Annotated in this window: 20 protein-coding genes and 4 pseudogenes; 11 read left to right on the forward strand and 13 right to left on the reverse strand. The window is 68.2% G+C overall.

Annotated elements, in window-relative coordinates; genetic code table 11:
- Nucleotides 1-13: 13 nt before the first annotated feature.
- Entirely contained in the window at nucleotides 14-520 is a 507-nt protein-coding gene (locus tag OG714_RS43815) for a MarR family winged helix-turn-helix transcriptional regulator (RefSeq protein WP_406129561.1), read from the forward strand.
- A gap of 182 nt (nucleotides 521-702) precedes the next feature.
- Here the strand turns inward: OG714_RS43815 and OG714_RS43820 are convergent, their stop codons facing one another.
- The 3 genes from OG714_RS43820 to OG714_RS43830 form a co-directional block, all read right to left on the reverse strand.
- The gene (locus OG714_RS43820) at nucleotides 703-1629 is read right to left on the reverse strand and encodes an alpha/beta fold hydrolase (RefSeq protein WP_406129563.1); all 927 of its coding nucleotides are present in this window, start codon (nucleotides 1627-1629) and stop codon (nucleotides 703-705) included.
- A complete protein-coding gene (locus tag OG714_RS43825) occupies nucleotides 1626-1994 on the reverse strand; it encodes a hypothetical protein (RefSeq protein ID WP_406129564.1) in 369 nt (122 codons plus the stop codon). The genes OG714_RS43820 and OG714_RS43825 overlap by 4 nt, the downstream gene beginning before the upstream one ends.
- Before the next feature lie 254 nt (nucleotides 1995-2248).
- Nucleotides 2249-2830, reverse strand: coding sequence for a hypothetical protein (locus tag OG714_RS43830; protein WP_406129566.1), 582 nt, complete (start codon nucleotides 2828-2830; stop codon nucleotides 2249-2251).
- A 286-nt stretch (nucleotides 2831-3116) separates the two neighbouring features.
- On the opposite strand from OG714_RS43830, the pseudogene OG714_RS43835 reads away from it, so the two are divergent.
- Nucleotides 3117-3239, forward strand: a pseudogene (locus OG714_RS43835) (galactose oxidase-like domain-containing protein); the annotation flags it as partial.
- Between the two features lie 33 nt (nucleotides 3240-3272).
- Here OG714_RS43835 and OG714_RS43840 read toward each other — a convergent pair.
- On the reverse strand, nucleotides 3273-4331 hold the full coding sequence (locus OG714_RS43840) for a PucR family transcriptional regulator (protein ID WP_406129568.1): 1059 nt from the start codon (nucleotides 4329-4331) through the stop codon (nucleotides 3273-3275).
- Between the two features lie 241 nt (nucleotides 4332-4572).
- Between OG714_RS43840 and OG714_RS43845 the strand changes: the two genes are divergently transcribed.
- Together OG714_RS43845 and OG714_RS43850 are read left to right on the forward strand one after the other, a co-directional pair.
- A complete protein-coding gene (locus tag OG714_RS43845; RefSeq protein ID WP_406129570.1) occupies nucleotides 4573-4977 on the forward strand; it encodes a hypothetical protein in 405 nt (134 codons plus the stop codon).
- Nucleotides 4978-5320: 343 nt separating this feature from the next.
- A complete protein-coding gene (locus tag OG714_RS43850) occupies nucleotides 5321-5785 on the forward strand; it encodes a CBS domain-containing protein (RefSeq protein WP_406129572.1) in 465 nt (154 codons plus the stop codon).
- Nucleotides 5786-5794: 9 nt separating this feature from the next.
- Here OG714_RS43850 and OG714_RS43855 read toward each other — a convergent pair whose 3' ends face one another.
- The gene (locus OG714_RS43855) at nucleotides 5795-6154 is read right to left on the reverse strand and encodes an STAS domain-containing protein (protein ID WP_406129574.1); all 360 of its coding nucleotides are present in this window, start codon (nucleotides 6152-6154) and stop codon (nucleotides 5795-5797) included.
- Between the two features lie 351 nt (nucleotides 6155-6505).
- On the opposite strand from OG714_RS43855, the pseudogene OG714_RS43860 reads away from it, so the two are divergent.
- Together OG714_RS43860 and OG714_RS43865 are read left to right on the forward strand one after the other, a co-directional pair.
- Nucleotides 6506-7760 (forward strand): annotated as a pseudogene (locus OG714_RS43860) (cation:proton antiporter).
- Nucleotides 7757-9054, forward strand: a pseudogene (locus OG714_RS43865) (SLC13 family permease). The pseudogenes OG714_RS43860 and OG714_RS43865 overlap by 4 nt, the downstream one beginning before the upstream one ends.
- 85 nt (nucleotides 9055-9139) lie before the next feature.
- Here OG714_RS43865 and OG714_RS43870 read toward each other — a convergent pair.
- Nucleotides 9140-9475 (reverse strand): hypothetical protein, encoded by a 336-nt coding sequence (locus tag OG714_RS43870; protein WP_406129576.1) that lies wholly within the window; start codon nucleotides 9473-9475, stop codon nucleotides 9140-9142.
- Between the two features lie 935 nt (nucleotides 9476-10410).
- Here OG714_RS43870 and OG714_RS43875 point away from each other — a divergent pair.
- Nucleotides 10411-12069 (forward strand): penicillin-binding transpeptidase domain-containing protein, encoded by a 1659-nt coding sequence (locus OG714_RS43875; protein WP_406129577.1) that lies wholly within the window; start codon nucleotides 10411-10413, stop codon nucleotides 12067-12069.
- Nucleotides 12070-13172: 1103 nt separating this feature from the next.
- On the opposite strand, the gene OG714_RS43880 is transcribed toward OG714_RS43875, so the two are convergent.
- Together OG714_RS43880 and OG714_RS43885 are read right to left on the reverse strand one after the other, a co-directional pair.
- Complete coding sequence (locus OG714_RS43880; protein ID WP_406129579.1) at nucleotides 13173-13769, reverse strand: hypothetical protein; 597 nt, start codon at nucleotides 13767-13769, stop codon at nucleotides 13173-13175.
- Nucleotides 13770-13788: 19 nt separating this feature from the next.
- Nucleotides 13789-15087: a hypothetical protein gene (locus OG714_RS43885; protein ID WP_406129581.1), complete on the reverse strand. Its 1299-nt coding sequence runs from the start codon at nucleotides 15085-15087 to the stop codon at nucleotides 13789-13791.
- Between the two features lie 486 nt (nucleotides 15088-15573).
- Between OG714_RS43885 and OG714_RS43890 the strand changes: the two genes are divergently transcribed.
- Nucleotides 15574-15933, forward strand: coding sequence for a hypothetical protein (locus OG714_RS43890; RefSeq protein WP_328934984.1), 360 nt, complete (start codon nucleotides 15574-15576; stop codon nucleotides 15931-15933).
- Nucleotides 15934-15959: 26 nt separating this feature from the next.
- Here OG714_RS43890 and OG714_RS43895 read toward each other — a convergent pair whose 3' ends face one another.
- Nucleotides 15960-16124, reverse strand: coding sequence for a hypothetical protein (locus OG714_RS43895; RefSeq protein WP_406129583.1), 165 nt, complete (start codon nucleotides 16122-16124; stop codon nucleotides 15960-15962).
- A 269-nt stretch (nucleotides 16125-16393) separates the two neighbouring features.
- On the opposite strand from OG714_RS43895, the gene OG714_RS43900 reads away from it, so the two are divergent.
- From OG714_RS43900 to OG714_RS43910, 3 genes and pseudogenes are all read left to right on the forward strand, one after another.
- Nucleotides 16394-17032 carry a transposase family protein gene (locus OG714_RS43900; RefSeq protein WP_406129585.1) on the forward strand — a complete coding sequence of 213 codons (639 nt, stop codon included), beginning with the start codon at nucleotides 16394-16396 and terminating at the stop codon, nucleotides 17030-17032.
- Nucleotides 17005-17106 (forward strand): annotated as a pseudogene (locus tag OG714_RS43905) (hypothetical protein); the annotation flags it as partial. The gene OG714_RS43900 and the pseudogene OG714_RS43905, both read left to right, overlap by 28 nt.
- Nucleotides 17107-17389: 283 nt before the next feature.
- The gene (locus tag OG714_RS43910) at nucleotides 17390-17845 is read left to right on the forward strand and encodes a transposase (RefSeq protein ID WP_406129587.1); all 456 of its coding nucleotides are present in this window, start codon (nucleotides 17390-17392) and stop codon (nucleotides 17843-17845) included.
- 17 nt (nucleotides 17846-17862) lie between these two features.
- Here OG714_RS43910 and OG714_RS43915 read toward each other — a convergent pair whose 3' ends face one another.
- From OG714_RS43915 to OG714_RS43930, 4 genes are all read right to left on the reverse strand, one after another.
- A complete protein-coding gene (locus tag OG714_RS43915) occupies nucleotides 17863-18426 on the reverse strand; it encodes a hypothetical protein (protein ID WP_406129589.1) in 564 nt (187 codons plus the stop codon).
- 611 nt (nucleotides 18427-19037) lie between these two features.
- The gene (locus OG714_RS43920) at nucleotides 19038-20816 is read right to left on the reverse strand and encodes an IS1182 family transposase (protein ID WP_406129590.1); all 1779 of its coding nucleotides are present in this window, start codon (nucleotides 20814-20816) and stop codon (nucleotides 19038-19040) included.
- A gap of 347 nt (nucleotides 20817-21163) precedes the next feature.
- Nucleotides 21164-22600, reverse strand: a complete 1437-nt coding sequence (locus OG714_RS43925) for a flotillin family protein (protein ID WP_406129592.1) — start codon at nucleotides 22598-22600, stop codon at nucleotides 21164-21166.
- A gap of 116 nt (nucleotides 22601-22716) precedes the next feature.
- Entirely contained in the window at nucleotides 22717-23232 is a 516-nt protein-coding gene (locus tag OG714_RS43930; RefSeq protein ID WP_406129594.1) for a hypothetical protein, read from the reverse strand.
- Nucleotides 23233-23799: the final 567 nt, after the last annotated feature.

Here is a 23799-nt window from a genome sequence, read left to right on the forward strand (position 1 = left end):
CTACCCTTGCCGCATGTCCGCCCAGCCCCGCTCCGAACTCCCGCTGTCCCGGCCCGTCGCTGCGGCGTCTGACGCCCGGGTGCTGACCGAGGCGGTGACCCGGCTGCGTCGCGCGCTGCGGGCCTCGATCCGTACCGACTACCCGTGGGAAACCCTGCCCATGGCGCAGGTCGAACTGTTGCAGGTGCTGAGCGAGCACTCGCCGGCCCGGGTCAGTGAGCTGGCTACGCGCCAGCGTCTGGCACCCAGCACCGTCAGCGGGCTGATCGGTCAGATGATCACCGAGGGGCTGGTGGTCCGCGAGGTGGATCCCGGCGACCGTCGCGCCTCGGTCGTCACTCTCACCGACGCCGGCCGTGGGCAGCTCGCGGCGTGGACCGGTGCCCATGAACGCCGCATGGACGCGGCGCTCGCAGCTCTCGGCGCTGCCGATCGCGCTGCCCTTGGCGCCGCGCTGCCCGCCCTCTTCCAGCTCGCCGAGAACCTGGGCGAGCCGGGCGACGGCCCGCTGCCGGCCTGAAACACCGGATCAGGCTGTCGGCCGCAGAGGGCCGGAGGACCTGTGTGCACGAGCCTCTATCCTGTCGCGCAGGCCGCCCAACCCCCTCCTCCCCCCTATCGCAGCGGTGAGAACCGAGTCACCTCCTCGACCAACGAACTGAGGACGCCCTTCTCGACTCGATCCTCCTCAACCGTGTGTCCCTACAAGCTCTGCCGGCTGGGCTGCGTGGGCATCTCCGGCGGTGTGAGGAAGGCGCGGATCCTCTCGGCGATCGAGGGCCAGTCCCGACCGAACCACACCAGGTGCCCCTCGGCCTGACTCTCCACCAATTCCGCGCCGGGGATCGCCGAGGCGAGGGACTGTGCGTGGGCGAACGGCACCGCCGCATCCTTGCGGGAGGCGATCACCAGCGCGGGGCATCGGACCTGTGCTGCGAGGCGGGCCAGGGCAGCTGGGGTTCTCAGAACATCGAGGTCGTGCACGAAACCGCGCCCAGAGCGCATCCGGGAGAACAGAGCGATGAGTTCGGCCCGCTCCTCCGGTCGTAGAGCTGCCAGCGTGTCCTGGACAGGGAGGACTGTGAGGTCGCCCAGCAGCAGTCGCAGGCCCGTGTTGGGCGCGCGCCGTACCAAGGAGTGGAGGGTTGCCCATGTCACGGCCTCCATTCCGGCGCCGAAGACGAGGCGGGCGCCGACGCGCGTCCGGCGGTCGGGCCAGGGCAGCGGGCCGACCGCGCTCTGCAGGATCAAACGCTCCACCAACGCAGGGTGGCGGGCCGCCATGGCCACCGCGGTCGGCCCGCCGGCCGAGACACCGACCGCTGCGGCGACTGCGCTGATTCCCAGATGGGCGCACAACTCGGCCGTGACATCGGCGAATCCGGTCACCGAAGCCCCGGTCGTGACCGGCGTGCGGCCGTATCCGGGCCGCGACACGACCAGCAGCGAACAGCCGCCGCTGGCGAACACCTCCTCACCCAGGGCGAGTCCGGCGCGCATGTGACCGCCGTAGAAGACCACGACGGTGGCCGGGCCTCGCGGCTCGTACCGGAACTCGACTGCTCCGCGACTCAACTGTGCGACCCGGGTGGGGAGTTCACCGAAGGGGAGACCGAGGGGCGCTCTCACAGCAGTTCCTCGATCCGGCGCAGCTCCTTGCGGACCGTGTTCAGTTCTGTGCGCTCGCGGTCCAGGACCACGTAGAGGAAGAGCCCTTCGTGGGTGCGACGGATCAGAGGCCGGATGAGGTGGTACTCGGTGTCCAGAGTGATCAGGATGTCCTCCAGCCGGGTCGGTGCGTATCCGATCAGTTCCATGGCCGAGAGCTTGGCTCGTACGACATCCGTGTCGCCGCAGGCAGCCTGGTCCAGGTCGAGTCCGTCAGGATCGCCGAGGGCGCCGAGCGTCATGCGGCTGATGTAGTCGACGACCGCGGCGCCGCGCGCTCCGTCGAGGCGCATCGCTTGGCGCAGTGCGGTGGTGATGGCGGACACGGCCGACCCCTTCGTCGTACGGCGCGATTCCTGGGACCGGGCAGACACGGCCCGGTGCTTCGGTTCCGGCGCGCGTCTCCCCTCGGGAACCCGCTCTTCGGCTCACCGTTGCATCGTGCCACGATTCGCGGGCCCCGGTCCTTGCGTCGGGAGGTCGGGCTCGCCGCACCGGCTGGCTCCGACGCCTCGCCCCACCCCGTGGCCTCGACCCATGTGACGCCGTAGACCTGAGGACTTGGGATGTTCGCGCCGCGTCATCCTGTCTTCCCGCCCCGGCGGGTGTCGACGCGCGCCCACTCCTCCTCCCAGCCTTTCAGGCGTCGCCGCTCCAGTCCGGTGCGTGCGAGCTGGGTGCCGCCGAACACGACAACGGCCGCGCCCACCGCGGCCAGTACGCCCGTCCAGTCCGCCTGGAGCTCCGCTTCCCCCGGCGCGAGCGGTTTCGAGACCAGCCGCCCCTGCCGGTCGGCCCAGATCGTGACCGGGGTGCCCCTTGGTGCGCCGGGACGCACCTTCGTGCGGCCGGTGCGCGTCAAGCCGTCCGGAATCGTCCAGCGCACGGTTGCCCATACGTGGCTGTCGTCGACGGCCTGTGCCGACGTGCTGCCGGCCGCCCTCTCGGTGAGGACCGCCGTGATCGGGCGGCGTTCCGCCCGTTGCTGGTCCAGCCTGCGGTGCACGGCGTCCGCCGTCATCAGCCCCGCGAGCAGACTCCCCGCCAGAGCGATCAGCCACGCCGCAAGCACGATCCAGGCTTCGACGAGGTAGCTGCGGCGCCTGAGCGGATTCCGGCGCCAGCGCCACGTCCAGAGCCTGCCGACTCGGGTCCCTGCCATGGTCGACACCCCCTCGCACGCACCGCCGCTTCCACCCCCGTCTCCCAGTGTCCTCCCGCGGAGGTCCCGCGCCACCTGACGTCCGGGGCGGACGGTGCGCGAGTGCATCGGGTATCGCACCCGTACATGCGATTGGACTCGTCTTTGCGTAGTGCAAATTATGGTGGTGTGGTCGTGCGACTGGCAGTCCGACATCGCTTCAGGCATTCCGGGGGATGCGGAAATGAGTGATCTTGCTGTGCTTCGAGTACGGCACGCTGATGGGACAGCCGCCGAGACCAAGGACGGCAGGGGCATCCAGGTCACCGTCCCCAACAACCGCAACCTCGTCCCGGCCGGCTGGTACATGCTCTTCGTTACCGATGACCAGGGCACCCCGTCCAAGGCGCTGTGGGTCCGGGTGCCGTGAGGGTGCACCTTGCGCCCCCGGGCGGGTCCGGCGTCACAGGTCCTGCGCGGGCCAGTCCAGCAGGCGGGCGCCGATCACCGCGGTCTGCAGCTTGTAGCGGTGGGCGGGGTCGGCCGGGTCCGCGCCGGTGAGCTTGTGGATGCGTTCCAGGCGGTACGTCAGGGCGCGCACGCTCAGCGTCAGGCGGCGGGCGGCCTCGGCGGCCACACAGCCCGAGTCGAAGTAGGTGGTGAGGGTGTCGAGGAGCGGCTCGGCGCCGCCGCGGGCCGTGGTGAGCGGACCGAGGGTGTCCAGGACGAGGTCGGCCATCGCCTGCCGGTCGCGGGTCAGGACCGGGTAGACGAGCAGGTCGGCGGCGCGCAGTACCGGCCCGTCGAGTCCGAGGCGCTCGGCCAGTTCGAGGGCGTTCAGCGCCTCCTCGTAGGACTGGACGACCCCGCCCGGACCGGGCTGGGGGCGACCGAGGGCGATGCGACAGCTGTCGGTGGCTGCGTACACCTGTTTGGCGAAGTGGGTGAGGACCTCGTCCTGGTGGCCGGGGGCGACGCAGAGCAGGCGGCCGTCCTTGGTGGTGAGCAGGATGCTGCGGTCGCCGAAGCGGGCCGTGAGTGCGCGTTCCACCTGCTGGGGCACCTGGTCGCCCTCGTCGTAGGCGGCCGGGCCCTGGGCGACGGCGACCGCATGGGCGTGGGACAGGCGCAGGCCGAAGCGCTCGGCGCGTTCGGCGAGTCGGCCCAGGTCGCTGCGGCCGTGGAGGAGGTCGTCGATGAACTCCCGGCGGGCGGCTTCCTCCTGTCGTACGGCGAGGCGCTGGGCGCGTTCGTAGCCTTCGGCGAAGGCGTCTATCACCTGGTGTACGGCACCGAGGGCGATGTCGGTCGAGCCGGAGGCGTGGGGCCAGGCGAGGCGGGCGGCGGCCAGGTGTGCGCTGACGAGGTCGCGCAGCCCGTGACCGGCGTCGGCGGCCTGTTCTCCCAGGGCGCGCCGGGATTCGATCTCCTCCCGGGTGAGACGTCGGCCGGTGGCCGAGACCTCGGTCAGGATCCGGGCGTAACCCTCCAGGTAGTGACCGGGAATCTCTCGGGCTGTCACGTTGTCCCCCGCATCTTGATGCTCCGGTGACGGTTTCTTATCGGTTCACCGGCATGCAGACCCTAGTGAATGCTGCCGGGAACCGGCAATGCGCGGCTGTGCCTCTGCCATGCAGCATGGCGTGCGGGGAGCACTGTGGATGGTTCCAGTGCCGGGCACCGGCAAGGGGTGCCCGGCACCGGAACCTGGAGGGGAACAGTTGTCCGTCGGACGAGGTGGTGGGCGGGGGGAGGGGCCGGCGATGCGGATTTTCGTGGAAGCCGCCACCGGCCTGCCCATGATCCTGGTCACCGCCGCCGTGACGGCGGTCGTGTGCTTCTGGCTGCTGGTCGCCGTCGGTGTCGTGGCCCCGGACAGCTTCGACGCGGACGCCGATCTGGATGCCTGGGGCATGGGCGGGGTGCCGGTGGCGGTTGCGGTTTCCATGCTGACGGTGCTCGCTTGGGTTTTCGGCGTCGGCGCGACCGCGCTGCTGGTTGCCCTCGCGCCGCCGGGGACAGCCGCCTGGGCGCTGCGCCTGGCGGTGGCGGTCGGTGCGCCGTTCGTCGCCTGGCGGCTCACCTGCCGCTTCTTGCGGCCACTACGCCGTCGCTTCCCTGACAAACGCAGGCCGTCCCGGCCGACCACGCATGAGCACCTCGCCTGAACCGGGACCCACCTGCACTCCGGCCCGCCCCCCTGCCTCCCGCGCCATTACTCATAGGTCCAAGGACACCTGCGATGAACGCCATCTACCTGACCGTCCGTCAGGCGGCAGGACGGCAGGAGCGGTGATGGCGTACTTCCTCGTGCCGCTCGCTGCCGCCTTGGTGACCGTGGCGCTCGGTACGGCCGTGCTGGTCCGCGGGGACCGACGGCGGATGCGGGTGAGTCCGCGGGAGGTATGTCCTGCGCCGTCGGTTGTATCGTGCTCGTACGACCAGCCTGCCGTCGCGGTGGACGACCGGAGGCCGGCTGTCGGTGCATCGAGCGTGAGACAGGAGCCGAGCGTGCGCGCGCGTGACCTGGCGGTGGAGTACGAAACGGTCGGCCTCGACAGTGACGCTCTGGACGCTGCGCGGCTGATGGCCGAACAGCGGCTGCCCGCGCTGCTGGTGGTCGACGAACGGGGAGCACCCAAGGCGATCCTGCCCGCCTCCCAGATGGTGAAGATCCTGGTCCCCGCCTACGTCGTCGAGGACCCGACCCTCGCGGCGGTGGTCGACGAGCGCCATGCCGACCGGCTGTGCGAGGCACTGGCGGGCCGCAAGGTGCGCGACTGTCTCTCCAAGAGCACGCCGCTGCCTGCCGTCGCGGCGCCGGACGACACCGCGCTGGAGGTCGCGGCGCAGATGGCGCAGGTACGCAGCCCGCTGGTGGCCGTCGTGGAGAAGGACGGGGCGGGCGTGCGCCTTCTCGGCGTGATCACCGCATCCCATCTGCTGGAACGGCTGCTCGCCGCCGCTTCCTGCTGACTTCCGGGATCAGCGCTCGTCCCGGTCCCAGTCGGTGCGGATGTCGATGAGGCGGGCCAGGCCCAATTGCGTGAGCGTGGTCCGGGCTCGGGAACTCGCGTGTGTCGCGGTCACCAGGGTGTGATGCGTGCGTGCCGCCGGCAGTGCCCGGAAGAACGCCGCACCCCCGTCGTTGCTGAGATAGGTCACCCGGCCGAGATCGACTTCGAGGACGTCAGGACGCGTGTCGAGGGCCTCCCGCAGGCGTTCTCCGACTCTCTTCGCGTTGCGGGAGGTGATTTCCCCCGAGAGGTGTACGACAACGCGATCCCCGTCGCAGATCATGCTGACGGTCGGATGCCGCAGGACGTTCCGGAGGCGATGGCCCACCTCCCGGAGTCGGTGGTGCTCGTGAGGTCCGTGAGCTGCGGGGGTGTGGTGCATGCGGGGCTCCGAGGGCAGAGGAGGTCCGACCGCCGACCAGGCTTCCCGGCACACCTGATCATCAGCCTAGGCGCACGTTCCGTGGGCAGCCACGCGAGTGGGCAGTGTCCGACGGGAACGGGGCACCATGGGGAGCAGGCTGCTCCTTGCCGGAAACCGGCAGGGTCGCGCACTCCCCGGTGCCTGGCAACATCCTGTTAAAGACGCGTCAAGAACCGGTAAGGTTCCCAGCGGTGTGCCGGGAAGCCTGGTCGGCGAGCAGGGGATCACTCTCTCTTCCGATCGGGGGCACTCGACATGGTGCTGGTGGCGGTGTTCGGTGTCGCGTTGCTGGTGGCGGTGCTGTTGTCGGGCCTGGCGGCCCGCACGGTACTGTCCACGTCCTTCCTCTTCCTGGCCGGGGGCGTGCTCGTCAGCGACGGCTTTCTCGGCCTGATCCACATCACACCCGACAGTGAGATCGTCTCCGTGACAGCCGACCTCGCCCTGTTCGCGGTGCTGTTCACCGACGGCATGCACGTCTCGCTGCCCAAACTGCGCACCCACTGGAAGAACCCGGCGCGGGCCCTCGGCCTGGGCATGCCGCTCGCCTTCGTCTTCATGGCCCTGGTCACCCACTTCCTGGTGGGCCTGGACTGGACGACGTCGTTCCTGGTGGGCGCGGTGCTGGCGCCGACCGACCCGGTGTTCGCCTCGGCGATCGTCGGACGCGCCGAAGTCCCGGCCAAACTACGGCAGTTGCTGAACGTGGAGAGCGGCATCAACGACGGGCTCGCCCTTCCGGTGGTCCTCGTCCTGATCGCCGCCGCCGGTCCCACGGCGGGCAGCGCCGAGGCGTCGCCCGGGAAGATCGCGGTCGAGCTGTGGATGGGCCTGGCCTTCGGTGTCGTACTGCCCCTGCTCTCGGCCGCGTTGGTGCAATTCCGGCTGCTGGGGGGCGGAGCCGAAGCTCCAGCCGCTGCTGCCGTTGGCGGTCGGCATCATCCTGTACGCGGCCTGCCACCTCACCCACGCCAACCCCTACCTGGCGGCCTTCTCGGCGGGCGCCGTCCTCGTCCATGTCTCGCCGGAGGCGAAGGCGTCCTTCGAGCCGCTCGGCGAAGCGCTCGCGGAACTGGCCAAGTTCGCGGCGCTGCTCGTGTTCGGCGCGCTCCTGACTCCGCAGCTGTTCGGTGACCTGTCGTTCGGCGGATACGTGGCGGTGGTCCTGGCGATCTTCCTGATCCGCCCGGCATCGCTGCTGCTGTCCCTGCTCGGCACGGGCATCTCCCGGCGGGAGAAGCTCGTGGCGGCCTGGTTCGGCCCGAAGGGCTTCGCCTCGGTCGTCTACGGACTGCTGGTACTGCAGTCCGGCATCCCGCAGGCCGAGCAGGCGTTCACGCTCATCGCGGTGTGCATCGCCTTCTCGATCATCGCCCACAGCTCCACGGACGTTCCGATCGCCCGAGCCTTCGACGTCGAGGACCTGGCAGGCATCCCGGACGGACGCGACGACGCGGACGCCCTCACTCACACGTCAGCCCAAGCACACTCAGCAACCGGAGGACCGTGAACGACTGGCACAGCTGGGCGTCGATCGTCGTCTTCGTCGGCGCGTACGCCCTGATCATCAGCGAGAAGATCCACCGCGTCGCCGTGGCCCTGGGCGGCGCGGGCCTGATGCTGGCGATCGGGGCGACCGACGACGTCTCGGCGTTCTACTCCGAGGACTCCGGCATCGACTGGAACGTCATCTTCCTGCTCATGGGCATGATGATGATCGTCGGCGTACTGAAGAAGACCGGCATGTTCGAGTACCTGGCGATCTGGGCCGTCAAGCGCGCCCGCGCCCAGCCGTTCCGGGTGATGGCCATGCTGGTGGTCATCACCGCGCTGGCCTCCGCGCTGCTCGACAACGTCACCACGGTCCTGCTGATCGCCCCGGTCACCCTGCTGGTGTGCGAGCGCCTCGCCCTGCCCGCCGCCCCCTTCCTCATCGCCGAGGTCATGGCCTCGAACATCGGCGGCACGGCGACCCTGGTGGGTGACCCGCCGAACATCATCATCGCCAGCCGGGCGGGCCTGACCTTCAACGACTTCCTGGTCCACCTCGCCCCACTGTCCGCGGTCCTGGTGGTGGTCCTTCTCCTGCTGTGCCGGGTGATGTTCCGCAGGACCTTCGTCTACGACGAGGACCGCGCCGCCGAGATCATGGCGCTGGAGGAACGGGAGGCCATCAAGAACCCGCGCCTCCTGGTCCAGGGTCTGTTCGTCCTGGCCCTGGTGGTCGCCGGCTTCGTCCTGCACCCGGTGCTGCACTACGAGCCCAGCATCGTCGCGCTCCTGGGAGCGGGACTCCTCATCGCCGTCTCCACCGTCGACACCCACGACGTGCTGGCCGAGGTCGAGTGGCCCACGCTGGCCTTCTTCGCCGGACTCTTCGTCATGATCGGCGGACTCATCGACACCGGTGTCGTCGGAGAGATCTCCCAGAAACTGGCGGACGCGATCGGCGGCAACGAACTGGGCGGCTCGATGACCCTGCTCGGCGGCTCGGCCGTCCTGTCCGGCATCGTCGACAACATCCCCTACGTCGCCACCATGGCCCCCATCACCAGCGACCTCGTCCACGACATGGGCGGCGCGAGCGACCACGTCATGTGGTGGCCCTCGCCCTCGGTGCCGACCTGGGCGGCAACGCCACCGCCATCGGCGCCTCCGCCAACGTCGTCGTCCTCGGCATCGCCGAACGCAACCGACAGCCCATCTCCTTCTGGCAGTTCACCAAGTACGGCCTCGTCGTGACCGCTGCCACCGTGGCCATCTCGCTGGCCTATGTGTGGCTGCGCTACTTTGCGCTCGGCTGACGCTCCGGCGCTCTCCTCACCCGGGCGGCAGGCTCACGGAGGACGCAGCGGCCTCTCGGCGGCGGGCGAACCGACGCCAGGCCACTCACACGTTGACAAGGAGCACCGCCGCACCCGCAAGGGGCCAGGCCACGGAACCGCCGCCGCGCCAGGTTCCGAGTCCCGCCGCCAGCAGCATCCCGCCGACGGCCGGGCCCATCAGGTCGAGGAGAGTGTCCCCCCGCCTCACGATCTTCGAGAGGTTGACCACCGCCTGATCGTGGCAGTCGGGCCTGCCCGCTGCCAGGGCCGGGCGGGGGCTCATGCCTTCTTCGAGGTCCTGTTGGCGCCCTGCGTCCTGACCGGCGTCACGGTCACCGCGGACGCCCTGCCCTGCCAGCGCGATCACGTCCGGTTCCTCGTCGGAGAGAGGGAGGCGCACTACGCCTTCACCGTGAAGCGCAACCAGAAGAACCTGCACTGCCAACTCGCCGTCCTGCCCTGGGAGAAGGCGAGCGCCGGGTGCGATGCCGGACGATCTTTGGGACCTGGACTGCGTGCACGAACGGAACCCTTGTTGTTGCGGGAAAGGCTTGTTTCTAGAGCACGCCTTGTTCCGGTTTCCCTGTGGGCCGGTCCGAGACCGTGGGGCTGTCGGCCGTGCGACGGTTGCGATTCGGCCAGGAGGGGGTCGGGCTGCCCCAGTCCATGACGTGCCTCAACTGCCGCAGTGTCTCCTCCGCCGCAGCCCGTACTTGGGCGGGCACATCTCCCCGTTCGGCTGTCAGCTGACGGAATATCGGCTCGTCCTGGAACATCGTTCCCTCCGCTCGCCGCCACTTTGGGCACGCGGCAGCGCATCTTACGGGCGGGTCGGAGGCGGTTCGCAAGGAGTCCAGAACGTGGGCAGTCGAGATCGCGACGCTCGGACGGCAGCTGTACCGCGCCGATAATGATCGTGCAGGTTTCATGCAGTACCGGAGGTATGGACTTGCTCTCCCTGGCTTGAATACGTGTGAATGTGCGTCCGATGTCCGCAGATGAACAGCACTATCGACGCGGCGATCATCAGTTTGCCCAGGAGGCGAGATGACGTTCCAGCCGGTGCCGTAGCCCCCGGAGTGGAACGCCTAGACGCCGTAGGTCACCCCGATCGCCACCGCGCCGCCGTGGCTCTGGGCGGCGCGGGACTGATGCTGGGATCTTCTCGCTGTTGATCAGGCGTATGCGCCGACGAAGACGACAATGCCTGTCTTGAGCTTCCTCGCGGGGGCCGATCCTGCCAGCTGTCCGCAGCGCGGCGGACAGCTTGACAGTCCGGTAACGATCTGCATGAGCGAACACCTGCACAGTGCAAAGAAACATACGATCCACCACATGAACAGAGCTGTGAAGATCGGCATAGCCGGTACCTGTACGGCGTTGCTCGCTCTGGGGGGAATCGGTGCCTACAACGTCGTGCAGGCGATGTCCTCCGGGACGACGGACAGCGGTGAGACCAAGGCGGCGCGCGGTTTCGACCCGGCGGCGGCGTCGAGCGAGCCGCCGCCGGACGCCAAGGCCGTCAAGCTGGCCCGCGCGTTCCTGGACAACTGGTCCAAGCAGCGACTCGACCAAGCCGCGAGCTACACCGACGCGTCGACCACGGCCGTATCGGCCTTGCGGGGATACGCGGACGGCCTGCACCTGAAGACGCTGACCTTCACCCAGGTCGCCTCGGCGGGACCGTCGACGGTCACGGCGGGTGCCACCAAGGTCACCTTCGCCGTCACGGCCCAGGTGGCGGGCGGCACCTGGACGTACCCGGGCGCTGTGGCGGTACGGCAGAGCACCAACGGCCAGTTGGCGGCGCACTGGAACAACTCGGTGCTTTACCCCGGCCTGGGCGACGACCAGTCGCTTACCGCAGGCAGGCTGCCGGCCGGCGCGAGCACCGCCACGGTCGTGGCGAGCGACGGCAGGACCGACCTTGCCCGCTTCTCCTCGCTGCACGACATCGTGGCGACGATCCGCAAGAACGCCACCCCGACCGGCGGCAGTACCGGCACCGGCGTCGCCGTGGTCGACGCGGGCGGCGACGGTGTGAAGACACTGCGGGTCTTCTCCAAGGGGAAGACCCCCGTGATCAAGACGACCATCGACGCCTCTCTCCAAGGAGTGGCCGAGACTGCGGTCAAGGACGCGCACCTTCAGGACAAGCCCGCCGGGACGGTGGCACTGGACTGGAGGACCGGTCACATCCTCGCGGTCGCCCATTCCGGCGCGGACGGCGACATCGCTGTCAACGGCATCAAGTCGCCGGGCTCCACCATGAAGATCATCACCTCGGCGGCCCTGTTCGACCAGGCGGGCCTCACCCCGGACAGCGCCGCCCCGTGCACGGACTCGCTGACAGCCAACAGCCAGCTGTTCCACAACGATTCGGGGGTGAGGGCCAACCCCGCCTCCACCCTCACCCAGGCGTTCACGGTCTCGTGCAACACCGCCTTCATCAAGGACGGCTTCCACTACCTCGTGCACGACGGAGACGCCTCCGCCCTCCACGACGAGGCCGTCAACGTCTTCGGCATGGGCAGCTGGTCGATCGGCGGGGGAGTCGCCACCACCGACCCGAGCATCCCGCCGGACGTCCAAGGCGGCGACCAGGCGGCCCAGTTCATCGGCCAGGGCAAGGTCACGGCCACCCCGCTGTTCATGGCGTCCGTGGCAGCCACGGTGCGAGGCGTCGGCTTCAAGCAGCCCGTCATCCTCCCCGGACAGCACCAGGACACCACGCCCCGGCCCATCTCCGCCCGCACGGCCGGCTACCTGCAGACGATGATGCGTTCCGTGGCCACCAGCGGCACCGCGGCACCGCGGCTCGGCGGTCTGGCCGGCGTCGGCGCCAAGACCGGCACCGCGGAGGAGGGCGACCACACCAACGGCTGGCTGACCGCCTACAACTCCCGCATCGCCGTCGCCGCCCTGGTCGAGGGCGGCAGCTCCGGTGTGGACTCCGCCGGGTACGTCGTCCGGCACCTGCTTACCGGGAGCTGACGCATCGTCAGCAAAGCTGTGGCTGCGACTGTTCGTCGGCCCGGCTGGCTTCACACCTCATCTCTGTTCGGACGTAAGGGAGCCGCCCGTCGGTGATCCCGCGGAAAGGGCCCGGAGCCTTTGGGCTCCTGCATGGTCGATCCGTGATCGAAACCGACAGGGTGGCTCTGCCGTCTCGGGCTTCCATACCCGACGGCGTGTCCGACCGGACGACACAGGACGCGGGCCGATGGGCGGCCCAGTATCCCGACCCGGTGGGCCCAACCTCTCTGACCGACGCTGATGACGTTGGTTGCGGCGGTGGTCGCTCTGTCCCTCCTTGCCGCGGTGCCTACATGCGGCACGGGCAATCCGTGCCGTGCGGACTGACCAGGTGTGTGCACGTGGGGCCTGTTGCCGGGGCTGCTGCTGTGGTGGCCGCGCTTCCCGGGCTGGTGCTGCTGACATGTCCGGTGTTCGCTGGGGTGGTTTTCGCCGGGACATTCCCGTCGCCGGGTGGCTTCCACACCGTCGTTGCCGAGGGGCGCTGGCCGACTGTGGCTGCAACGTGGGTGCGGTGCCTGGTCGCGTGTCGGCGACAGTGGTTGATGGCTGGTCAGGTGTCCGGTACGACACGTTGCCGCGTGACCGGTGCCGATAAAGCGTCGGTGCGCGGCATGTTCCAGATCGTCGTGGCACTGACACTGCTGGGAGTCGCGGCCGGTGCGGAATGTACGGCGTTTTACGGCGTCCGCCCGCGACGATGCCCGCTGGCCCGCAGGGCCGATCACCTCACAGGCTGGGTCGTGGCGCGTGGCGACACGAGCATCTGTGTCCGAGCGGAAGGCGCGACGCACGCGGTGGATACCCAGTCCCCTCAGGACTACGAGCCGGGCCAGCGGGGCGAAGTGCTGGCCGACGGAGCACGTTCATCCTCGGTCAGCAAGATGAACGCGAGCATGTGCTGCAAGTTCTCCTTGGGAGTTGCGCTTTGCTGGAGTCCTTCCTGCCACCGTCACCACGCTGCCCATTGTCGAAGTCCGTCAGGGCAAACACACGTGAGCCTTGCCGGAGCTTGATCCCATCACTGGCAACGAGCGCGGCTCCTTCGAAGGAAGGGGGGCCTACGGTGTGCGACGGTGGTGGAGCCGTTCGCGTGTGCGCCGCCGCCGATCGTCTTCGGCATCGCCTGCGGACAGCGGGGGTGCCGGTCTGCTTGGCCGGGCTCGTAGTTCGGCGCCGTAGCGGTCTGTCTGCTTGTGGATCTCGTCTGGCTGAGACTCTGCTGGCCAGACGATGAGCAGATAATCCTCGACGGGGTCGTCGGCAACACCGTCGGGGGCGTTGTCGCGGCCCCGCGCCTGAACCCGGACGCGGTACGTACCCGGCCCCTGCGGCGTAAGGAGGGGCAGATCCGGAGCGTCGGTCATTACGCTCGTGACGCGCAGGGCCCCGGTCGCTGTTGCGACGCTGTGGTCGAGGATCTCGTCCCACACGTCGGCATCCACCTGTGCTGGAGGATGCCGACACACCTGGACACTGACGTTCACGGGGCCCGTGCTGATGCCGGTGCAGATGACAACCTGCCCGGGCCGGGAGAAGACCAACCCGTTCGACGTGTCGAACCCCATGGGGATGCGTTTGTCCGAGTCGGTCAGCTCGAACGTGTGGTAGTCAACGTGGACCGGGCTGGAGGCCACGGTGGGTGCTGGCTCCGTCATGTGGCCATGCTAGGGGCTGTTACTGGACGATCCACACGTAGAACGCGTCGTCCTCCAGGACGCGGTTCTCGTTGTAGAAAACGCGCAGGTCGTCGCGCCCGGCGGCGGTATTTTCCTCGGCGGGGATCATGCAGGCGCTCCAGCCGGGGCCGGTGCGGCTCGTGAGTGTGCTGATCTGGCACCAGTCGAAGGTCCGGCCGAGCAGTGGGTTGCTGGCGGCGCCCTCGTGGCTGGAGGCAAAGGGGTACTCGTCGCAGCTGTATCCGGTGGGACGCGGATAGCCTCCGCTGGACGACGCCCGAGGGCAGGCTGTCCCTCGGTTGGTCGTGATTGCGGCGTCGTCGGTCTGCCTGGTCAGGGGCTGACCGTCGGGGTAAGCGCCGGGAAGCCCTGACTCCTGAGCGTCCTGGATGTGCCGGGCGTAGTTGGGATAGAGGCCGCTGAGGCTGACGACGTTGACCGGCGCGTAGTCCTTGAAGACGCATCCGGGCGTGGTTATGCCCTTGGTGTCGTTGTCGCAGCGCACGGGCACCACCACCTGGGAGCCGATGAGCCCGGTTCCTTCGGTCCACGACGGGTTGTCGAACTCCCAGTACATGGTGGACTTCGCCTCCCCAATGGCGCCGGCCGCAGTGGCCGTGCTGGTGGGCAGGGCCTCACCCCAGGGGGCGCTGCCCACCGAGACGGACTGCGCAGGGAAATCGATGTCGGTGGCCGGCAAGGTACACGGCCCGTCGCAGATGGCATCGCCCTGCACCGTGGTGCCGCTGACCTGTCCCCAGCCGTCGTACATCCGGATGGTCACCTGATGGCCCCACGTGGGCGAGTCGTCCGCGGTGTAGACGAATTCGTTCGTCTGGTAGTAGATCTGTCCGGTGAGTTCGCCAGTCGGAATGTTGATGACGTCAACGGACAGGGTGTCGATCGAGCAGGCTTCCGAGCGGGTGAAGTACCAGGTGCCGTCGCCGTCGGAGACGTCGTAGCACCAGTCGGGAACGGGTACCGGTTCCCGGTCGGCGAGCGCGGAATCCGTGGAAGCGTCGGCCTCAGGGGCAACGGGCTCATGTGCCGGCGCGGGTGCGACACACGCGACCGTCTTCTGCCCTTCCGCCGCGAGCGCGTCGATCCGGGAGCGCACCTTTTCGCACGAGCTGTCGCCACTGGCCAGTTCTGCGCTTGCCGCGGGCCGCCTTGCCTTCTGTGGCTCCGGATGCGGCAGTTCAGCCGCTGCGGAAGCACGCTCAGGCGAAGCGGAGGTCTGGCTGTGCGGCGTTGCGGCAATGGCCTGAGCCGGCAACAGGGCGAGCGTCAGAGCCATCAGGGTCGTTCTGAGAACGGATCTCACAATTTTCCCTTCGCGAATAGGCAACATGGCACCGGCGATCACCAGGTGCCACGAACGTCCGCCACGCTAGGGTCAAGATCCGGCAAATGCATGGCATGTGCATGCATTGACTGAAAGGGGTTGCCGCTTCGGCTGAACTTGCCCCCTTGATCCCAACGACGCCCGCCCCTATCCCGAACTCACCGCCCAGCGTGCCGTGGTGTAGCCGTTTCTAAAGGTTCTGTAGGTCAGGGCAGGGGCATTTCCCGATGCGATCGGTCGACGAGGCCGGTGCGGTGCCGAGCGGGTGAACATGCCCAGCATGGAACGACCTCACAACATTGCATGCTCAGGGACGTGCGGCGGAGTGGGTGGCGCTGCGAGGATGTTCTGGGCCGCAGCGAGGGGAAGCACCGCTACCGGGCTACGGGATGCCGGCACTGCTCCCCTTCCTTCACCGTGGACGATTGGGGAGTCCCCATGCAGGAGTTCACCGACGCCATGACCAGCTTTCCCGCGGTCACCTTTACCGCCGCGCTTGTCGTGATCATCGGGTACTGGCTGCTCGTACTGCTGGGCGCGTCCGAACGCGGCAGCTTGGACGGTGAGGTGAACCCCGATGCCCCGGGTCCGCGTGGTCTCCCGGTGGTGGCGGCGGCTTCGCTCGTGATCACGCTGGCCTGGATCCTCAGCGTCGCCGGGGCGGTGCTGCTGCGCCGCTCCGAGATTGAGGGCCTCCTGTACGCGGTGCTGGCCGTTGCTGGCTTGATTGTCTCGCTCGCACTCGCCTACACCGTCATCCGTCTGCTGATGCGGGCATCGCGGCGTCTGAGCCCCTGATTCCGGGTGCTTCGGCCCAGCCTGTGTCATGCACCGGCGGTCGCCTCGCCGACCAGGACCGTGAAGTAGTCCCGGTTCTCTTTGCTGTTGAGGTTGACGGTGTCGTAGGGGTGCCCTGGCCATAGCGGGCGGTCGTCGATCCAGGGGACGACAGCGGGAGTGTCGTCCTGCCATCCGCGCAGTTCGGCCATGCCCACTGGCTGTGTAGGTGTCAGCGGGAGGCGTTTGTTGGTGACTTCGGATGGCGGTCGGGGGCCTGAGAGCCCGTAAATATCGGTGAGATTTGGGCTCTGGCACAGACCTTGGACAGCTGTTGCAGAGCGTCACCGCGCCGTTCGAATCCCGCGGGGCGCTCTCGTGAGACCGCGTGCGCAGTGCCGCCGAACAGCAGTCACTGACGCTCCGTCAACTAGATGCAGATCCCCGCATTTCACGCCACTCACCCCTGACGGTGCCGGTCATGCAGCCCGACGCATCGTTGTGGGAGACGCTGGTGTTCGACGGGATCGATGAGGTGTCCGTCGAGGAGGTCACCGTTGCCTTCGGCGCGGTCGACATCGTGGCCAGAGGCCGCAGGGCCGGTGCGACCTGCCCGGACTGCGGCCACTACTCAGAGCGCATGCACGGCTCTTACCAGCGCAGGCTGCGGGACCTCCCGCTCGGTGAGCAGCGTGTCGTGATCCTGCTGAAGGTCCGGCGCTTCGTCTGTGGTGCGACGGCCTGTCCGCGTCGCACGTTCGCCGAGCCGTTCGAGAGGCTGACCTGTCCGCACGCGCGATTCACCACCCGGCTCGACCGCGTCCTGGAGCGTATCGGGCTCGCGCTCGCCGGACGAGCCGGCGCGAGACTGGCCGCCCAACTCGGTCTCGGTGCTGGGTGGATGACGCTGCTGCGCCGGGTGATGGCCTTGCCGGATCCCCAGTTTGCTACGCCGCGGGTGGTCGGGGTCGACGATTTCGCCACCCGCCGCGGTCACGCGTACGCCACCGTGATCACGGACGGCGAACGCCAGAACGCCACCACCCCATCGATGTCCTGCCAGGCCGCGAAGCAGCACCGCTGGCGGCCTGGCTGCGCGCGCATCCAGGAGTGGATGTGATCTGCAGGGACCGTGCGGGGGCGTACGCCGAAGGCGCAGCTCTCGGCGCCCCCGGCGCGCTGCAAGTGGCGGACCGGTTTCACTTGCTCCAGAACCTCGGCCAGGCCGTCGAGAAGGTGGTCGCAGCGCATCGCGACTGCCTACGCACCGTCGCGCCACCGTCGGGCAACTACGCGGCCCCAGATTCGGGGGTCGACCACAGCGAGGCCGAGCTGCCCGAGACCGCGGTGCCGTCCGGCCGTCGGGCCGAGCGGATGCGTGCCCATCATGCTCTGGTCCACGGCCTGGTGAGCGAAGGGGTGGGGTTGCGGGCCATCGCTCGCCACCTGGGCTGGGGCCGGCACACCGTCCAGCGGTATGCGCGCGCCGCCCGCTGGCAGGACATGGTCACCGGACGCGGTTCCCGCCCCGGCCGCCGCGGTGCCCTCGGTCCGGGCTGTCGTCGGCTGGATCACCCGGCACCCCGACACGCTCGCCGAAGACGAGATCCGGCAGCTCAAGGCGGTGCTTGACGCCTGCCCGGAGCTGGAGCAAACCCATGAACTCGTACGGGGTTTCGCCCAGATGCTCGCCCTGCGCACCGGCGGCGACCTTCCGGACTGGATCAACACCGCCCGCGACGCACAGCTGCCCGGGATCACTGGGTTCGCCAGCGGACTGACTTCCGACCTCGAAGCCGTGATCGCCGGACTGACCCTGCACTGGAGCTCCGGCGGCACCGAGGGCGCCGTGACACGCGTGAAAAAGATCAAGAGGCAGCTGTACGGGTGTGCCGGATTCGAACTCCTCCGCAAAATGATCTTACTTCAGTGATCCTCCGCGAGTGCCCGTCACGTCAGGATGTAGCAGCCCTTGGCACGCGCCTCGGGAACGTCATCGCGAAAACCGATCCAGGAATTCTGGCCATGAGAACGAAGAGAATTAATGGCCGAAGTTGATAGCGTCAGGCAGAAATCTGCGGTGAGTGGCTTGTTGCTGCCCTCGCGATGCAACGTCAATCGCCCCTCATAGTTACCCGCGCTAAAGTTCCAGCTGGTGGCCGTAAATAGCATTAGCGGCTGCTGCGGTTTATCTCGGCTGACCAAAAGCGGGCTGGGGTCGGCCTTCCAGTCATAATTGAGAGTTTTTTGAGTAGGGTCGTAGGTGAAGGCGCCACTCTCATCCCAGAAAAAGGTAGGTTTCCGACTTCCAAGGTTCGATGGGTACATCCGAAGGTCGACCCGAGGGATCACTTCGGCTTGCGTGCTCTCAACTCTGGTGGACAAGGTCGGTTGGAGGTAGAACCACACGTCCGCACCCTGGGATATTCGGACGATATGCGGGAGTGTTACGTCCGTATCGGGTTGCCGCTGAACGGAGATGAAGTTGTAGAGGGAAAAGGCGAGTGCCGTCAAGGCGGCCAGACTGCTGACCCATGCGTGAATGTGTTCGAAGCGACGGCGACCGACCTGTGGCGTGGGCCTATTTGGGCTTCCGTCATCGGGGCCTGGCTCCGGGGATGGGTTTCCAGCGGGACCAGGGGTAGGCCCTGGAGCCGGGTCGCTACTAGGATCCTCGCCTGAAGTCGATCCCCCGGCTGAACTGGACGACATAAGCCCTCCTCCACGGACGGTCGTTCCGGGATACAGCCCGGTATTCCGTCCAAGCTTCAGCCGGTAGTGGGGATTCCGCGGAACCGTGTCTGGGGCGCGCAGCAGCGCGTAGGGGCGCACAGTCACAAGCCGTGCAGGAGACGCGGGACTTGTGGGGCACCTCTTCCCTGAATCTCGCGAGACAACGAAGCATTTCCTGTTGCAGTGCGGCCCAGGATTTATCGGCGGGACGGGTGGGGAAGACGCGTTGACCGCCACGGTCAGCCAGCTTCCCCGCTCTGTGCCGCCGGGGGTGAAAGGGACTCGGCGAATCACAGTACGAGGGGCGAGAGGCGACCTACGAAAAGACCGTCAGTCGAACACCGCAGTGGCCCTCCGCGACCGCTCCCCAAGATCGATGCTGTTGGTGATCTTCACCGATCGCGTGTGGTGCTGAACATCAGCTTTCGGCAGAGGAGTTGGAATGGGCTGGTGGGTCGGGTTGGTCGTGACGGTGCAGCGCCGGGTGGGAAGCAGTCGCTGAGCCTGATGATGTTGGTTCCGACGGCGGTCAGAACGTGTTGCACATGCGTCTTGGCGATTCCCCGGTAGCGGCAGTTGCGCAGGCCGTGAGCATGGACGGTCTCGGAGACCGTGGCCTCGCAGCCGGCCCGCATCGCATATCGCTCGCGCCAGGCGCTCGTCTCCTGCTCCTGGCGCGCCTGATTCTGGATCTCCTCCAGGGGGCGCGGAAGGAGCATGACGTGTCGGCCTCTGTTGACCGTGTTGCCTGTGCACAATGCGCGGTCCTCGCAGGCTCGGCAGACAGCCGTCGGGAAGCGCACCGAGTACTGCGGACGGCCGTCCAGATAGGTCTCATTCCAGGGAGAGCTGGTTTCGCCGCGCGGGCAGGTGAGGGTGTGCTGCTCCCAGTTGGGGCGGAAGTCGCGTTTGTCGAAGCCGGGATGCTCTCGATTGCTGGACACCGTGCGAATGGGTCCGGTGAGCCTGATTCCGTATCCGGTGAGCGCCGTGTGAATGGTAGAGGGACTGATGTAACCTCCGTCGACCAGATGCTCCACGGGGCGGAACCCGCCGGCCGCCAGGCCCTCATGGATCCGCGGGAGAGCATCGATGTCCTGCTCCGGCGCGGGAGCCGTGACAACCTGGACGATCACGTTCGGGCCGGTGCCGTCACACGTCTCCGTCTGGTGATCGCGGTAGCCGATCCACGATCGGGCCCCGGATGAGACGACCTTCCGGCTGAAGCGGGCCTCGGCGTCATGCGGGGTAATGATCTCCACGCTGGCCCATGGCACCCGCGCGACCGCGGGATCCGGCCGCCCCTGGGCCTCCGCGACGGTAGAGCGGCGTGGAGTCTCCCGCCTGGACCGCCGGTCATGTGTGGACTTCGGCTCACGCCAGCGCAGTTGCCCCTCTTCGTCGAACCAATACTGCTGTAACCACACCTGCCTCAGGACCTGCACCGCTGGCAATTCCCGCAGCCGGTGTGGCGCATCATCGCCGTACACGGCGCTCAACAGCTGGACGCCGTCTGCACCAACCTGAAGGGCGTACTCCAGGCGGTCCTCCGCGCTGCGCGGTAGCCGCTCGTAGCGCACCGGCCGTCCATAACGTCGCGCCCAGTCCGCGGTGACCAGCGGTGCAAGCCAGTCCTCACCGGCCTCGCTGAGTTCCTCCAGCCCGCTGCGCATCGTCTCACCGACCAACTCGACTCGGTTCAGCGTGCGCACGGCGGCCAGCACATGCGTCGAGTCGGTCCGAACTCGGCCGCGCCGCCCCACCAGACCGGCGGCCACCAGCCGGTCGACCACCACCGCCAGGAGGCGATCCGCCCGATCGCCCTGGGCCATCCGGTCCCGAAACTCGCTGAGCACCGAATGATCGAACCCCGGGTCGTCCAACTCCATGCTCAGGCAGTACTTCCAGTCCAGCCTGCAGCGGACCGCCTCGGCTGCCTGCCGATCAGTGAGATTCTCCGCATACTGCAACACCGAAACCATGGCCAGACGGGCCGGCGACAGCCCCCGTCGGCCGTTGCCCGGGTACCAGTCGGCGAAGTCATCGTCCGTGAAGAGCTCGTCGAGCCGGTCGCGTACCCACATCGCCGCCGTGCCCCGCGGGTTACTCGCCCGCGCCACCCGCACCGTCAACGCCGGGATCACCCGCCCCGAACTCACGCCCATAGCCATCGCGGTCCCCCTTCGACCGCCGAAGCCGCCCCGCTCCCACCAGCGGAGCACAACCCCCAGCGCAGTAGGAGCAGCACCCGAACGATTCACCTCTCCGGATGAAGATCACCAACAGCATCCAAGATCTGTGCCAGAGCCCAAAACTAGGGAACATCACCCCTCACGACACCAACCCGCCTCCCGCACCCACCAACAAACGCCTCCCCCACTCACGTACATAGCCAGAGGTACACACAGGCGGCTGACGGACGTGCACCTTCTTGCGCACCCACTGGAGAGTCGCGTGTGCGGGAGCCCGGGCAGCGCGCTCCCTGCCCGGGCTCTGTGCTGGTAGGAACCGAAGAGGGTCAGCCGGCGATTTCGATCTTCCCGTTGGCTTCGGCGGGCGCCGGGGCCGAGGGAGCTTGGACGGACCCCTTGCCGGCGGTGATGCCCTTCAGGAGTTCGGCGAGGTCGACTCCCGTGGTGGAGTTGAGGAGTTCGACGCCCTGGGCGACGTTGTCCGCGACGGTGCGTGAGAGCTGGCTCGCGCCGTCTGTGGAGATGACCGTCATCTTGTCGATGGCGCTCAGCGGCTCGGATGCCTTGGCGACGACCTGCGGCAGTACCTCGACGAGCATCTGCAGCATGGCCGCGTCGCCGTACTGGCTGAAGGCATCGGCCTTCTTACGCATGGCCTCGGCCTCGGCGGCACCCTTCGCGCCGATCGCGGCGGCCTCCGCCTCGCCCTCGATACGGACGGCGTCGGCGAGCGCGGCGCGGTGCGCCTTCTCACCCTCACCGGTCAGCCGGGACCGCTGGGCGTCCGCCTCGGCCTGCTTGACCAAGCCGATACGGCGGGCCTCGGCCTCCTGCTCGGCCTGGTAGCGGGCCGCGTCCGCGGGCTTGCGGACCTTGGTGTCCAACTCGCGGTCGGTCAGCGCCGCCTGACGCTCCGCAACCTTCTCCTGCTCACTCAGCACGTCCTGCTGCCTGGCCGCCTCGGCGAGCGGCCCCGCGGCATTTGCCTGGGCGGCGGCCTGGTCCGTCTCGGCCTTGATCTCCGCCTGCTTCAGCGCAAACGTCCGCTGCGCAATCGCGATCTCCTCCTCGGCCTTCAGCCGGGCCTGCTCGGAAGCACGCCGGGCCACGGCCTCGGCGATGTCGGCTTCCTGCTTGGCCCGCGCGGCTTCCGGCCGGCCCAGGTCTTCCAGGTAGGAGCCCTCGGTGGTGATGTCCTGGATCTGGAAGGCGTCCAGTACCAGGCCCTGCCCGGACAGGCTGGCCTCGGCCTCCTCGGCGACCTGACCGGCGAACGCGGCTCGGTCGCGGATGATGTCCTCCACCGACATGCGGCCCACGATGGAGCGCAGCGCGCCGGAGAGGACTTCCTGGGTGAAGCCGACGATGCCGTTCTGCTGCATCAAAAACCGCTGGGCCGCGGCCCGGATGGAGTCCTCGCTGCCGCCGACCTTGACGATGGCGACACCTTCGAGGTGCGCTTTCACTCCGCGCAGGGTGACCGCACCGCGTACCGCGACCGGGATGTGCCGCGAGGACAGGTCGAGGCTGAACTTCTGCTGCACGAACGGCACGACGAACACGCCGCCCCCGACCACGACCTTCTGGCCGCTGTTGTCGGTGAAGACCCGGCCGGTCTCCGGGTCGGTGGCCTTCTTGCCGCGCCGCCCGGTGACGATGAACGCCTCGCTCGGGCCGGCGACCTTGTAACGCGTGATGACGACCAGCGCGAGCAGGACGAGGAGTACGACGACTCCTATTACGGCGATGACAACCGAGCTCATGGTGTTTTCCCCTCAGCCCTCCCGGGGGACGGCAGATCGATACGGGTCATGTGGACGAGAAAGGGCGGGTAGGAATCGACGGGGGCGGTGCCGGGCGGGGTGAGCGGAGCGGCCGGTCAGCGTTCCACCGGACGGACGGAGACTGCCGTGTGCGACAGCGTCTCCTGCACCCAGATCTCCGCGCCGCGTGCCACAGGGACCGGGCTCTTCGCCGCGAGCTTGACCGGCTGCCCGGCCAGGTGAACCAGCACCTCGCCAAAGCCGTCGGCCGGGATGGCGGTCACCACGGACCCCGGGGCGCCGATCAGGTCGTCGTTGCGTGGGGCGGCGCCGGACCGGTCGTCCATCAGCGCGCGGCTGAGGCGATAGGCGAGCCAGCCCGTGGCGACTCCGGCAGGCACCCCGACCGCAGTGGCGCCGACGGCGCCCAGATCGGTGGTGCCCATGACGATCGCGCCGGAGAAGCCGAGCATCGACACGAACCCGGCGATGACCGGCAGCGACAACAGGCCGTCAAAGAGACCCTCCAGAACGCCGACGCCGTCGAAGAGCCCCTCAAGGACTCCGTCGAGGACCAGCGACAGGACAAGGAGGACGACCCCCGCGATGCCGAGCCCCAGAAACCAGGTCATTCCCAGTCACCGCCTCTCCCCGTTGCCACTCGTCGTTGCACCGGCATGCTCACACGTCCACGCCGTACGGAACATTGCCTGATCCTGGCAATCTTTACGAAGATTTGATGCCGCCCTCCTCCCCAGTCGGCCATTCGTACTGCTCCGGTCCCGGGGAACATGGGAGCGAAGTCATGCCATGCGCAGGACAACCGCAGCAAGAGACCTTCACTCTTACTATTCAAAAACCGACTGTGCGCATTGCTCTCCCCACGGCTCCGCCTCCCCCGTAGGCGAAGCCGCCACCTAGCTCACCGCCCACAGCCCCTGTCTCGGCGCAGTCTCCGGGCGCTGGGGCCTCGTGCGCATCCACGCAACGACACGAGCACCCACGTCTGTTGACCAGCGGCGCGTCCCGAGCCGGAGCAGCCAGGGCCAGATGACTCTCATCAAGAACCCGGTGCTCCGCGCTACCTTGGCGGCGACCTCAGCCGCCCCGAAAACGGTGAGGCCACCGCACCGGCCCCAGTCCCGTACCTCTGTACGCTGCCGTGCCGGGTCCCGCCGTCTCTGGCGGCCGGGCCTTCG

The sequence above is a fragment of the Streptomyces sp. NBC_00989 genome (assembly GCF_045162655.1).
Lineage (GTDB): Bacteria > Actinomycetota > Actinomycetes > Streptomycetales > Streptomycetaceae > Streptomyces.